Genomic DNA, 14,228 nt, shown 5'->3' with positions numbered 1-14,228 from the left:
GTTCACTTTAATGAACCTTCCTCTTTGTTATTATTTTCTTTTTGAAGTGTATGCCAAGACTCTAAAATTTCTGATGTAACGAGAGCAGCAATATTTTTTTCTGAATTACTACCAGGAATAACGACAGAAACGGCGATTTGTGGATCTTCGGTAGGAGCATATGCAATGAAAAGAGAATGATTTATCATTCTTTCTTGCTCGTTGGGAGAGCCTGTTATACCTGTTTTACCTGCGACATGAAAGGGCAAGTTTTTAATCTCCTGTATATTTTGACTCATCCCACCTTGCATGACGCTCCAAAATTTCATAGGATAACGATTTGAACTTTCTAAAATTGGTTTAAACTTTTTTGTTTCCTTACCGTCCTGACCAATAATAGCACTTACGATTTGAGGTTTATATCTATCACCTTTACTTGCCAAAGTTGCTGCATATTGAGCGAGTTGAAGAGGAGTATGCACTTCATTTCCTCCCCAAGAGGCATTTAATAAAGCGGAGATTCCATTTTCAAACTTATTAGATGGATGGAATTCATATTGTCCGTCTTCTTCAAAAGGTAAATCAATCCCAGTTTTAGAACGTAGGCCGAATTGCATTAAATAATCTGTCCATATATGTGCCACTTTTTCTATATTCCCATTATTTCGGTTGAATAAGGGCAGAGCTACTTTTGCTGTCATAAATGTGTTAGATGAATTAATGATAGCCTGCCTTGGTGTAATCTCACCTGTTGGCGTTCCAGGTGCATTCGTAATGTTATTTTGATTATCATACTGAAAAGTACCCTTATCTAAATAAGTATCTTCAGGTTGAAAAAGCTTTTCGTTTAATCCAATTAAAATAGTAAGTGGCTTTATAGTAGAGGCCATATTTACATAAGATTCACCATACTTTAATTTTTGAATTGCTTTATTTTGCGAAAGTGATTTAATGTTTTCATTTTTAGATGATACATGTGTATGTAATGTATTTGGATTAAAAACTGCCGAGTTGGCCATAGTTAAAATTGCGCCAGTTTTTACATCGGTTACTACAACATAGCCAGCATTAGCATCAGGTATTTTCTTAATTTGAGATCTTAATGCTTCCTCTGTTTTTTGCTGTAATTTAGAGTTTAAAGCTAGCCGGACATCTTTTCCTTTTTGTACTTTTTGAATGTTCCACAAGAACTTTTTATTATTCATTTTAAAAATCAGAGTTTTTCCGGGTTTTCCTTTTAAATCATTTTCATATTGAAGCTCAATCCCACTTTTTCCAACAGGTCCATACTTAGAATTAAGGTCATTTTCTACATACCCAATTAGCTGTGAACCAATTTCGTGTTTAGGATAATATCGGATCAATTCATCTTTAATTATTACATTATTGGGTTTGTTTTTGTTTATGAATGTAAGTTCACTCTCATTTATGTCAGAGTATAACGGTATATCATTCATAGTCTGCTTTTTACAAGATTGTTGTAATTGTGATTTTATGTCCTCTGCAGAAATGTCATGTTGAAACTCGTTTGAAAATTGATTGAAAAAAGCTAATGTGTTTGATGTATCTTGATTCGATAGCTTTTCATCATTAGAAGTGCAATATAGAGACTTAACTTTCTTATTTGTAGCTAGTATTACACCATTTTGATCAAAAATTTTTCCTCTTTCAGCTGAAGAAGTTGCGATAGTAATTGAAATGAAGTTGATTTTTACTAAAATTAGTAAAATCAAACCTACAATAGAAAGAACCGCAAAAAATCTCCATCTTTTCGTATGTAACATATAACCCTCCCTTATGTAGCCTATTTCATCTTATAGTTAATTATTTTTTTTGTAAATGTGGAACAACTTTATTACTTAGGTTGTCTATTAAGTATTACAGCATGAAGAAAGGAATAATTAGTATGAAAAGTTACTAGCAAGTCTATGTGTAAGTTTAATATGAGTCATTATACAGTTTAGCATTTCTAATGCAAGCAACAAAAAAATAGAGAGAAAAACAGGAAAGGAAATTTATCAATTACACGGCTAAACGAAAAGAAATTGACGCTTACAAGGATTTAGAAAAAAGATAAGACACTATTATAACTGAATAGTGGTTTCTAATATATAGGGAACGCTTTTAGTATATTTATTTACTAAGTATTAGTGAGGATTTCCTGAAGAATTATATGGAGGATTTATGAAAGAACAAAAAGTAAAGAAACAGAAGACATATATATCTATTCGATTGAATATAATGTTCCTTTGCATATTTGTACTATTCTCAGCTATTATTATGCAGCTAGGAAAAGTACAAATCGTTGAGGGAGAGGCTTATAAGAACCAAGTGGAAAACAGTCAAAATGAAACAACTAGTATACCAGTTCCACGTGGACAGATTCTAGATCGAGAAGGGAAAACAGTCGTTAATAATAAATCTCTTCGCACAATTACGTATACAAGGGTGAAGGGGATTACGAGTGAAGATATTTTAAAAACAGCAAAAGACTTGGCGAAGGTACTTGAAATGCCTGAGCAAGATATAAATAAATTAACCGATATCGATAAAAAAGATTTTTGGATGCAATTGAATACGAAACGTGCGGAATCAAAGATTACTAAAAACGACATAGGAAAGTTTAAAGAAAAGGGAATAGAGGGAAAAGAACTAGACAAAAAAATTCAAGACTTAAGACGAAGTCGCGTTACAGAAGTAGAATTGGCAGAATTAACAGCACAAGATTTAAAGGTGTTAGCTATTAAAAGTAAAATGAGTTCAGGTTATCAACTGACACCACAAATTATAAAAAAAGATGTGACAGATCAAGAATATGCGCGGATAAGTGAAAAACTTGCGGAGTTTCCAGGAGTAGATACAACAGTTGATTGGGAACGTAATTATGTAAATGGTAATTTATTTCGTTCCGTGTTAGGTAATATTACAAGTAGTGAAGAAGGATTACCGAAAGAAAACTTAGATTCTTATTTGGTACGTGGATATAACCGTAATGACCGTGTAGGAAAAAGTTATATTGAACAACGATATGAAGATGTATTACACGGCACAAAAGAAGAAGTGAAAAACATTACTGATAAATCAGGAAACATTATAAACACAGAAATAATCTCTAAAGGAAAAAGTGGTAATAGTTTAACATTAACGATTGATATGGAATTACAAAAGAAAGTGGAAGAAAGTATAGAGAAAAATTTGAGAGCTTTTAAGAGTTCAGAGCCACTGTTGGACCGAGCGTTTGTCGTCATGACAAATCCAAATAACGGACAGATTTTATCTATGGCAGGCAAAAAGATTGTAGAAAAAGAAGGGAAAATAGAGATTGAGGATTTGGCATTAGGTAACATGACAACTTCGTATGAGCTAGGGTCAGCTGTAAAAGGCGCAACGTTATTAACTGGATATGAGACAGGGGCAATACAGCCAGGAGATCAATTTTATGATGCACCGATGAAATTTAAAGGTACACAAGCCAAGAAATCATGGAATGTATCCGGATTTGGTAATATTAATGATTTACGAGCTTTACAAGTATCTTCGAATGTATACATGTTCCAGACAGCTTTAAAAATTGCGGGAGTTAATTACGTACCGAATGGTTCATTGGATATTAAACAAGAAGCATTTGATAAAATGCGTTATTATTTTAAACAATTTGGTTTAGGGGTACCAACAGGTATTGATTTACCGAATGAAATAATTGGGCAAACGAGAAAAGTAGATAGTCAACCTGGGTTTTTACTAGATTTTTCTATCGGTCAGTATGATACGTATACGCCATTGCAATTGGCACAATATATTTCAACTATTGCAAATGGTGGATATAGAATGCAACCCCAAATTGTACAAGAAATACGAGAGCAATCAATAAAAGAAGAAGAGGTCGGTAAAGTTATACGCTCTATAGAGCCTGTCGTATTAAATCGAGTTGATATGAAGAAAGAACATATTGATCGGATAAAAGAAGGCTTTAGATGGGTATTCCAAGAAGGTGATGGAACTGGCGTGAAGTATTTCAAAAATGCGCCATATAAACCAGCAGGAAAGACAGGGACAGCTCAAACTGTATATGGTGGAGATGATCCAATTGGTAGAAATGCAAAAGGAGAACGTATGGAATGTTACAACTTAACATTAGTTGGATATGCTCCATATGATAATCCAGAAGTAGCATTTTCTGTAGTAGTCCCATGGCTTCATGATGATAAAAATGGAATTAATTCTATAATTGGAAAGGAAATTTTAGATGTATACTTTGATTTAAAAAAGCAACGTATACATGGTGAAGCTGCTAGTACAGATAGTTCGAATCAAAGATAGTAAAATTTGTGCACTTTTCTCAGGGGAAGAGACCCTGTTTATATAAAAGCCTTTATAAGTTAAAGAAAAAGGAAGATTTGAAATAAGAGATAGCGGCTATCATAGTTGCTATCTCTTACTTTTGTTAATATCTTGGCTACTAGTTAAAAAGGTTTTAAATTTATCCCGCATTAACGGGCAGTAAAACTCCCACCTCAAAATTCAGCTGGAGCAAAGAAGTTAGGCGGGAGATCAACTGCCTGTAAAAGCCCGATTGGTTCAACTAATAATCAGTGGGGGATGAACAAAACCCCCACTGATTAAAGTTTCACTTTATGGAACAAACTTGTTTCTTAGATGGTCTATTATGTGTACGTATAAAAACAGGTTTTCAAATAGGATACAGTGTATTGAATTTACTACTTGTTTTCAGTATTGAAAATTTGAAAGGAATGATGATTTTGAAAAACAAGAGGATGTTAAAAATAGGTTTATGTGTTGGTATATTAGGTTTAAGTCTTACAAGCCTAGAAGCTTTTACAGGAGGGGCATTGCAAGTTGAAGCGAAAGAAAAGACCGGACCAGTTAAACATAAAAATCATGCGACGTATAAAGAATTCTCTCAACTTGAGAAAAAATTTGATGCTCGATTAGGTGTGTATGCTATTGATACTGGTACAAATCGAACAATTGCTTATCGACCTAACGAAAGATTTGCCTTTGCATCAACCTACAAGGCATTAGCGGCAGGAGTATTGCTACAGCAAAACTCAACTGAGAAATTAAATGAAGTTATCACTTATACGAAAGACGACTTGGTGGAATATTCACCCGTTACAGAGAAACATGTAGATACCGGAATGACATTAGGACAAATTGCTGAGGCCGCTGTTCGTTCCAGTGATAATACTGCAGGGAACATTCTATTTAATAAAATAGGCGGACCTAAGGGATATGAAAAAGCGCTTAGACAGATGGGTGATAGGGTTACTATGGCTGATCGCTTTGAGACAGAGTTAAACGAGGCTATTCCAGGAGACATTCGTGACACGAGTACAGCAAAAGCAATTGCTACCAATCTTAAGGCTTTTACGGTCGGAAATGCACTTCCAGCTGATAAACGTAAAATTCTTACAGAGTGGATGAAAGGAAATGCTACAGGAGACAAACTTATTCGTGCAGGCGTACCAACTGACTGGGTAGTTGGAGATAAATCAGGAGCTGGAAGTTATGGGACACGAAATGATATTGCTATCGTTTGGCCACCGAACAGGGCACCTATTATCATTGCAATCTTAACTAGTAAAGATGAGAAAGAAGCTACCTATGATAATAAATTAATTGCAGATGCAGCTGAAGTTATAGTTAAGGCTCTTAAATGATAATTTCTCAATTCTTTATGTAATGTAATTGAAAATAGGAACCTAGAAAGCGATTCTTTTTACTGTGAAAAGAATCGCTTTTTTGTATTCCTATAATAATAGTAAGTATATAAGCAAAAATTATTATTTCATGGATAATTTATCCTCTAAAGTGCATGAGGGGAGTTTTCTCCTGTGGTGTTCGTAGTAACATGATTATTATATATACGATAATAATATTTTGGCGTATGTATGCTAGTTACTCCTATATGGATATGTAATTTTACATATCCATATAAAAGACACATATGCGTCAATCACTATTAAATTATAGTAAAATCATTTTTGGATGAGGGATTCATATAGGATTTGGGGAATAAAAGGATTTTTATGTTTAATTATCATAGTATAATTATTTCACTTTATGAAATGAAATTTGGATTTAACTTTTTTAAATATAATATTTTATAATTTGAATAATAAATATCTGAAAAATCAAATTTAATCAAAGCGATTTTCTGGTTTACTTATGAAAAACATAGTGTTTAAAATGAGGGGGAAGTAAGGTCCTTATATTCTATCAAAAATAAATAAAAAACGAGATGTAATTACTTTTTTGAAAAAATCTCTATCCTCAAGTATATGTGAAGAAATCCTAACGTTAGGTTGTACAACATTTACGATTAAAACTGTAAAAAACAATAGTGAAGAGGGGTACGGAATGAAGAATAAAATTATGACAGGATTTTTAATAACATCAATCGTTACTGGAGCGACTATTCCTATCAATACTCTCGCAACGCCAATCGTTCAGGCAGAAACGAAACAAGAAAACATAGATATTTCCTCAGCATTACGAAAAATAGGTGCACACTCCAAATTAACACAAACCTTTATAGATGGAGCCTTAGCAAGTCCGAATGTGCAACTTGAAGAAGTTCCATCTTTAAATACAACTCAATTTCTAATTAAACAAGATATGAAAGAGTGGTCATCAGAACTATATCCAAAATTAATTCTACTAAATTCAAAAAGTAAAGGATTTGCAACCAAATTTAATAGCTATTATCCAACATTAAAAGGATTTGTAGATAATAAGGAAGATAAAGAAGGGTTTATAGATAGACTGGAAGTTCTTCAAGATATGACTATAACAAACAAAGAAAACGTGCAACGTCAGATTAATGAGTTAACAGATCTTAAACTACAGGTAGATAAGATACTGAAAAATCTTGATACAGATGTGGTAAAAGCACAGAGTGTACTTAGTTCAGAGGGAACAGGAAAAATAGACAAGTTAAAAAATGAAATGCTAAATACAAAAAAATCAATTCAAAATGATTTAGAGCAAATAGCATTATTACCAGGAGCTTTAAATGAACAAGGGCTAAAGGTATTCCAAGAAATTTATAGCCTATCAAAAGATATCATTGAACCGGCTGCTCAAACAGCGGTAGTAGCGTATAACAAAGGAAAAGAAATAAATAATACTATTGTAGAAGCAGAGAAGAAAGCAGAGCAGGAAGCAACAGAAAAGGGAAAATCAGCTATAGAAATTGAAGCTGCCAAAAAAGAAGCACGTGAAGCGATAGAGAAAAGTAAAAAAGGTGAAATTGCTGCAGCTGCAGTTACAAAAACGAAAGAGTATGATCTTATGAAAGTGATTGATCCTGAAAAAATTAAAAAAACATATAGTACCTTTGCCGAAATTAATAAACTAACAGCAGAGCAAAGAGTATATTTAAATGATTTAGAGAAACAAAATCAGAAATTATATGACTTAACAACTAAATTAACAGTAGCAGATCTACAAAAATCAATGATTCTTTTCATGCAAAATGATTTGCATACATTTGCTAATCAAGTAGATGGAGAAATTGAGCTAATGAAACGTTATAAAGAGGATTTGAATCTAATAAATAATAGTATTACAAAATTATTGACTGAAGTTGATACTAGTAACACTCAGTCACAAAAAGATACATTAAGACGACTAAAAAATGTAACAAATCAACTCGAAGAACAAGTTCATAAATTTTAATATTAAGAATTTAGGTTTAATAAAAAGATAATAAATCAATTGAAAATAAGGAGGAGAATCAAATAATGAAATTTCCATTTAAGGTCATAACTTTGGCCACTTTAGCAACGGTTATAACTGCTACGAATGGTAGTACTATTCACGCACTTGCACAAGAACAGACAGCACAAGAACAGAAAATAGAAAATTATGCGTTAGGACCTGAAGGGTTAAAGAAAGTGTTGGCTAAAACAGGCTCTCATATTCTTGTAATGGATTTGTACGCAAAAACAATGATTAAGCAACCGAATGTAAATTTATCCAACATTGATTTAGGTTCAGGAGGGGGAGAATTCATCAAAAACATTCACCTGGATCAAGAACTGTCACGAATCAATGCAAATTACTGGCTAGATACAGCGAAGCCAAACATTCAAAAGACAGCACGTAATATTGTAAATTATGATGAACAATTTCAAAATTATTACGACACACTAGTAGATACTGTAAAAAAGAAAGATAAGGCGGGCCTCAAAGAAGGAATAGGGGATTTAATCGGTACAATTCATACAAATTCAAATGAAGTTACGGAAATTATTAAGATGTTAGAAGCTTTCAAAACAAAGTTGTATACAAATACTGTAGATTTTAAAAATAATGTTGGAGGTCCAGATGGACAAGGGGGATTAACGGCTATATTAGCGGGAAAACAAGCACTAGTCCCACAACTTCAGGCCGAAATTGAGAATTTACGTTCTACGCAGAAAGCACATTTTGATAATGTATTAGCCTGGTCAATTGGTGGTGGATTAGGAGCAACTATTTTAGTTATTGGAACGATTGCAGGAGCGGTAGTAATTGTTGTGACCGGTGGCACAGCGACACCAGCTGTTGTTGGTGGTCTAACAGCTCTAGGGGCAGCTGGTATCGGTTTAGGAACAGCAGCTGGTGTTGAGGCATCTAATCATATGAACTCCTATAATGAAATTTCGAATAAAATTGGAGAATTAAGTATGAAAGCTGATTTAGCTAACCAAGCAGTTATTTCACTTACTAATACAAAAGACACTTTAACATATTTGTATCAAACAGTTGATCAAGCAATTATGTCTCTAACAAGTATTCAGCAACAATGGAATACGATGGGAGCGAATTATAAAGATCTATATGATAATATCGACCAAATGCAAGAACATAAACTTTCTTTAATACCTGATGATTTAAAGGCTGCAAAACAAAGTTGGAATGATATTCATAAGGATGCAGAATTCATTTCAAAAGACATTGCTTTTAAACAAGAAAAAACAAATTAAAAATCAATATATATGTATAGAAGGAATTAAAATGAATAAAAACTTTCCTTATAAACTACTTACTGTATCGACGTTTTTAACTCTGACAACAACTACTGTAGTTTCTCCAGTGGCAGCCTTCGCAAGTGAAAGTAAAATGGAACAAACTAGTACCGAAGATATATCTCTTTCGGTAAACAGCGAAAAGATGAAAAAAGCTTTGCAAGATGCTGGGGTATTTGCAAAATCCATGAATGATTACTCTTATTTGTTAATTAAAAACCCAGATGTTAACTTTGAAGCAATTGACATTAAAGGATATACAAATCTACCTAGTCAAATTCTACAAGATCAAAAGAATGCAAGAGAGCATGCTACGAAATGGGATTCACACATAAAAAAACAACTTTTAGATACACTGACGGGGATTGTAGAGTATGATACTAAATTCGACAATTATTATGACACATTAGTAGAAGCGATTAATGAAGGGGATGCAGACACATTAAAAGAAGGCATGACAGATTTACAAGGTGAGATTAAACAAAATCAAGCATATACACAGAATTTAATACAAGAACTAGCTAAGTTAAGAGATAGTATTGGAGAAGATGTCCGAGCATTTGCAGGTCATAAAGATATTTTGCATTCGATTCTGAAAAACCAAGCATCTGGAATTGATGAAGATGAAAAGCGCCTAAATGAAGTTTTAGAGCAAGTGAGACATTTTAAACAAGTAGAATCAGATGGAATAATAACTGTATCAATTCCCTCAATTCCTACGTGGATTGCTGGTGGTGTAATGATAGGGGTAGCAAGAAATAATTTAGGTACGTTAGAGCCGTTGTTAGCACAATTACGTCAGACTATAGATTATAAAGTAACATTAAATCGTGTAGTTGGTGTTGCGTATAATAATATTAATGAAATGCACAATGCGATTGGATCGGCTATTAATGCACTTACCTATATGTCTGCACAATGGCATGATTTAGATTCTCAATATTCGGGAGTGCTTAGTCATATTGATAAAGCATCCCAAAAAGCGGATCAAAATAAATTCAAATTCTTAAAACCTAATTTGAATGCGGCGAAAGATAGTTGGAAAACATTGAGAGCGGATGCGTTTACATTAAAAGAAGGGATAAAAACATTAAAAATGGATCCTGTTTCTTCAAAAAAATAGCGGAATACAGTATTTGTTGCAAGGGCATTTATACAGTTATAAAATGATTTTTTGTTCTTTATAAATTGAAAAGACGGAGGTATCATCAGGCCTGTGTCTTTTATTTTATTGAAATATTTTTATAATTCCATCCTATATGTAGAAAGTAGTTATACAAGTTTGAATTTTTAAGGGGAATGATTTTTATGAATTTTTCCATAAAACCTAATCTATGATTAGTGAGCTTTATATTCTTATTTTCCTAATTGAATACTTTTATACAATTAGATGGAAGTTAAGAATACTAAATCAAAACATAATAGGTTGTTATTGATGAGTTTATCGTAAAGTTGTTATTTTATGTGTCATCAAATAACATTTATAAACAATTAGAAATAAAGAAAAGGAGACTATTATGAGGAAAAATAGAGTATTAGATACAACATAAATAGCGTAAAAAATTTTTGGTGTAAAAACGTAATAAATAAAATAATAATCCTTAAATGTACTAAGGGAAAATGAGGGAGATAATATGGGGAATAACTCAAAATATAAAACTAGAAAAATACTTGCAGCTACTGCTACAGTAACTATGCTTACGACTGGAATGGTTTCTTCATCAGATGTCTTTGCAGAGGAAACAAAGCAGCAAAAAAAAATATCGACATCACTGCAAGAAGAAAAGTCAGTTAAATCAGAAAACAGAATATATACAGTCCCAGGAAAAGGGGATGTTGAGGTACTGAAACAACAGGAAAGAAAAAGTATGGCATTTAGTCCATATGAACCCACTGGTTTATATGCAAAGCCAAATGAACAAATAACGATTAATGTAGAAGGAAATCAAAATATTCAAGCATACATTGGAACGTATTCGTATGATGCTTCTTGGAGAGAAGATTCTAAAATAAAATCATTTACATTAAAACCTGGTATAAACACAATCCAATCTCCAAATGGGGGGATGATTTATTTTTATAATAAACAACAAGGTGGTACCATTCGAACAACAGTCACAACAGGTGGAACGACTACTCCTTTTTTTGAACTAGGAAAGCATACGAAACAAGATTTAATAAACATGCTGGACCAATATCCCAATGCACATGCAGTGGAGTTAAAAGGAGAACGTGTATTAATTACGGCCAGCCCTGCACGTGTTAAGAAATATTTGTTAGGTTCTAATACAGATCCTGTACAACTCTTAAAAAAGATGGATGAAGCTACTCGAATTCAAGACAAAGTAGCTGGTTTATCCGAGGAACAAGTAGATAAACATTATATTCATTACGTAGAAGAAAATCATTCTCCCGATTATTATATGTATGCAACTTCTTATCGAACCGCATATGTAGGAGATGCAATCCAATACATGTTAGATATTAATAAATTTATAAAAGATGGCTGGGGTCCTTGGCATGAGGCAGGGCATTTGAGACAGCAATCACCTTGGAAGTTTTATAATATGACAGAAGTACAAAATAATATTTACAGCCTTTCTGTAGAAAAAGCATTTACATCTAATCAATCTTTTAGATTGCAACAGGAGGGCGCTTATACTAAGGCATTTCAATACTTAGAACAACCTAATAAAAATTATGACGAAGTTAGTGATGTTTTTGTTAAGCTTGTTATGCTTTGGCAACTACAGTTAGCATATGGAGAGGACTTCTATCCTAAATTGCATCAATTGTATAGAGACATGTCTTCAAGTGAACTTCCACAAACTGATGAAAATAAAAAACAATTATTTATGATTTCGGCATCAAAAGTAGCCAAACAAAATTTGATACCTTTCTTTGAGAAGTGGGGATTGCGTCCAAATAACGATACCATTCAAAAAGTGGCTGCATTAGGATATCCAATTTTAACAGCAGAGATTTGGAAGGGTACGGATTCTAATCCAATTAAACCAGATGTGCCTAATGAAAATAATATTTTAGAAGGAAGCCAATTTGCATGGTCACTAAAAGGGATTAGTGATTTCGAATTTGCTAAAATCAATTTCAATAAGTCGACAGAAGAAATGCAAATTGACTTAAAAGCAGGCGTACCGCATCATTATTTTAATGAAACATATGCGAGTATTAAAGTGCAAAATGCATCAGGAAAAGTAGTATACAAGAAAGACATTTATGGAAACAAGCAACAAAATGCTGAATCGCAAAAAGTTCCAGTCAAAGTAGGCGATTATATTGAGTTAACACATCTAGAAGGTGTGCATAGAGCTACTTTCACAAATGTAGACAACAGTAAACAAGAAAGCTTTGGAAAAAAAGCAATGTATGAAGTCACAAAAGAAGGCTTGAAGAAAGTAGAAAAAATGCCAGAAGCAACAATTTTAGATGGAAATCAATTTGCATGGTCACTAAAAGGAATTAGTGATTTCGAGTTTGCTAAAATCAATTTCAATAAGTCGACAGAAGAAATGCAAGTTGACTTAAAAACAGGCGTACCACATCATTATTTTAATGAAACATATGCGAGTATTAAAGTACAAAATGCATCAGGGAAAGTAGTATACAAGAAAGACATTTATGGAAACAAACAACAAAATGCTGAATTGCAAAAAGTTCCAGTTAAAGTAGGCGATTATATTGAGTTAACACATTTAGAAGGTGTGCATAGAGCTACTTTCACAAATGTAGACAACAGTAAACAAGAGAGCTTTGGAAAAAAAGCAATGTACGAGGTTACAAAAGAAGGTCTGAAGAAAGTAGAAAAGATGCCAGAAGCAACGGTTTTAGACGGAAATCAATTTGGTTGGTCTTTAAAGGGATATAGTGATAGAGAAATCGCAAAAGTAGATTATAATAGGGTAACAGAGAAAATGCAGGTGAATTTAGAAGCAGGCGTACCACATTCTTATTTTAATAATACGTATGCAAGTATCAAAGTACAGAATTCATCCGGTAGTGTTGTGTACAATAAGGAAATAGTGGGAAATAGACAGCAAACTGCTGAAAGACAAACTGTGCCAGTCAAAGTGGGAGATTATATCGAGTTTACCCATATAGAAGGGGAAGCAGTAAAGGAAAAGACACGGGCTACACTTATTAACCTTGAGAATAATAAACAAGAATATATAGGTAAAAAAAGAACCTATCAAGTTACTTCTACAGGATTAAACAAAATAGATTAACATGAAGAACATTCAAATTATTAGTAAGATGCTAAATAGTCGTTCATTATGAACGGCTATTTGGCTTTTATTTATATAAAAGTGAAATATAATCCAATGTTTAATGATTTATCAGAAGTAAAAAGGTAGGTATTATATAAAAGAAAATGAATAATTTATGCAGAGCTTGTATACGGTATTATTATTTAACTATTCTAAAATCAATTGATAAAAACGCTGGAATGTTTTTTAGAAAACAACTGACTCCATAGGTGGAATTTGGAGGATTAATTCTATTTTGGAGTTTATTTTTATAAGGAAATTCACATACGTGGATTAGTATTAAGATTCAAAATGTAAAATATCTAAAGACCTAAGTACAAGCACACATTTTAAATAAAAAAAGTGAGAAGAATGAATAACATTCTTCTCACTTTTAGCAATTAGGGTCGGCATATACATAAATATGCGTTTGAGTGGAATTTTGGATGAAAAATCCACATGCATAGTATACCAAAATATTTAAGGCCCTTCGTATGCAATATTGCATACGAAGAGTAGGTGGATATAATAGTTAACTTACTTCTATTAAAAGTAAAATGTGTTTATATTAAAAAAGGTAAAATCCAATTAAAGCTGGTTAAGATCTTAATTCTTCATAGCTACCTAATTAATCAATTCTAGCTACTGAGTAGGAAAGAGTTAATTAATTTGAAAATGATTTGAGTAGGTAAATTCTCCGTTATACTTAATTACTGCAATATATGTCCCTTTAGTATATACATTTGTAATTGGTGTTCTCCAAATTTCTAACCCTTTAGGCGTAGTAATAAATTCTGGTTCAATTGTAATAAAGCGTTGTAAAGTACCGTCAGGGTGAACCTTGAAAATCTTCATTTTGGCACCAAAATGCGCTCTACCAAAACGTTGAGTTAAGTAGAAAGTATCTCCTGTTATGAGGTGTTCAATATTCCAGTCGGGTTGGTATGTA

Annotated in this window: 8 protein-coding genes and 1 pseudogene; 6 read left to right on the top strand and 3 right to left on the bottom strand. The window is 32.8% G+C overall.

The genetic code is table 11. From position 1 onward, the window contains the following. Positions 1–2: 2 nt before the first annotated feature. The gene (locus B5P42_RS20060) at positions 3–1,763 is read right to left on the bottom strand and encodes a peptidoglycan D,D-transpeptidase FtsI family protein (protein ID WP_113735027.1); all 1,761 of its coding nucleotides are present in this window, start codon (positions 1,761–1,763) and stop codon (positions 3–5) included. Between the two features lie 400 nt (positions 1,764–2,163). Between B5P42_RS20060 and B5P42_RS20055 the strand changes: the two genes are divergently transcribed. Beyond that, positions 2,164–4,299: a peptidoglycan D,D-transpeptidase FtsI family protein gene (locus B5P42_RS20055; RefSeq protein ID WP_002085480.1), complete on the top strand. Its 2,136-nt coding sequence runs from the start codon at positions 2,164–2,166 to the stop codon at positions 4,297–4,299. 434 nt (positions 4,300–4,733) lie between these two features. Beyond that, positions 4,734–5,660, top strand: coding sequence for a class A beta-lactamase Bla1 (gene bla / locus B5P42_RS20050; RefSeq protein WP_370445721.1), 927 nt, complete (start codon positions 4,734–4,736; stop codon positions 5,658–5,660). 7 nt (positions 5,661–5,667) lie between these two features. Here bla and B5P42_RS32830 read toward each other — a convergent pair. Then, positions 5,668–5,757, bottom strand: a pseudogene (locus B5P42_RS32830) (undecaprenyl-diphosphatase); the annotation flags it as partial. A 603-nt stretch (positions 5,758–6,360) separates the two neighbouring features. Between B5P42_RS32830 and hblC the strand changes: the two are divergent. The 4 genes from hblC to B5P42_RS20025 all read left to right on the top strand — a co-directional run bounded on the left by hblC (position 6,361) and on the right by B5P42_RS20025 (position 13,258). Beyond that, complete coding sequence (hblC, locus tag B5P42_RS20040) at positions 6,361–7,680, top strand: hemolysin BL lytic component L2 (RefSeq protein WP_142674054.1); 1,320 nt, start codon at positions 6,361–6,363, stop codon at positions 7,678–7,680. A gap of 62 nt (positions 7,681–7,742) precedes the next feature. Then, on the top strand, positions 7,743–8,972 hold the full coding sequence (gene hblD, locus B5P42_RS20035) for a hemolysin BL lytic component L1 (protein ID WP_142674053.1): 1,230 nt from the start codon (positions 7,743–7,745) through the stop codon (positions 8,970–8,972). A 31-nt stretch (positions 8,973–9,003) separates the two neighbouring features. After that, positions 9,004–10,137, top strand: a complete 1,134-nt coding sequence (hblA, locus tag B5P42_RS20030; RefSeq protein ID WP_113735055.1) for a hemolysin BL binding component B — start codon at positions 9,004–9,006, stop codon at positions 10,135–10,137. Positions 10,138–10,648: 511 nt separating this feature from the next. Further along, on the top strand, positions 10,649–13,258 hold the full coding sequence (locus B5P42_RS20025) for a putative mucin/carbohydrate-binding domain-containing protein (protein ID WP_113735025.1): 2,610 nt from the start codon (positions 10,649–10,651) through the stop codon (positions 13,256–13,258). Positions 13,259–13,939: 681 nt separating this feature from the next. Here the strand turns inward: B5P42_RS20025 and B5P42_RS20020 are convergent. Beyond that, a complete protein-coding gene (locus B5P42_RS20020) occupies positions 13,940–14,194 on the bottom strand; it encodes a DUF5065 family protein (RefSeq protein ID WP_078177185.1) in 255 nt (84 codons plus the stop codon). Between the last annotated feature and the right edge of the window lie 34 nt (positions 14,195–14,228).

Origin of the sequence: Bacillus sp. SRB_331 (genome assembly GCF_003264175.1) — a bacterium.
Classification (GTDB): domain Bacteria; phylum Bacillota; class Bacilli; order Bacillales; family Bacillaceae_G; genus Bacillus_A; species Bacillus_A mycoides.
This window is presented reverse-complemented; position numbering and strand designations above follow the sequence as displayed.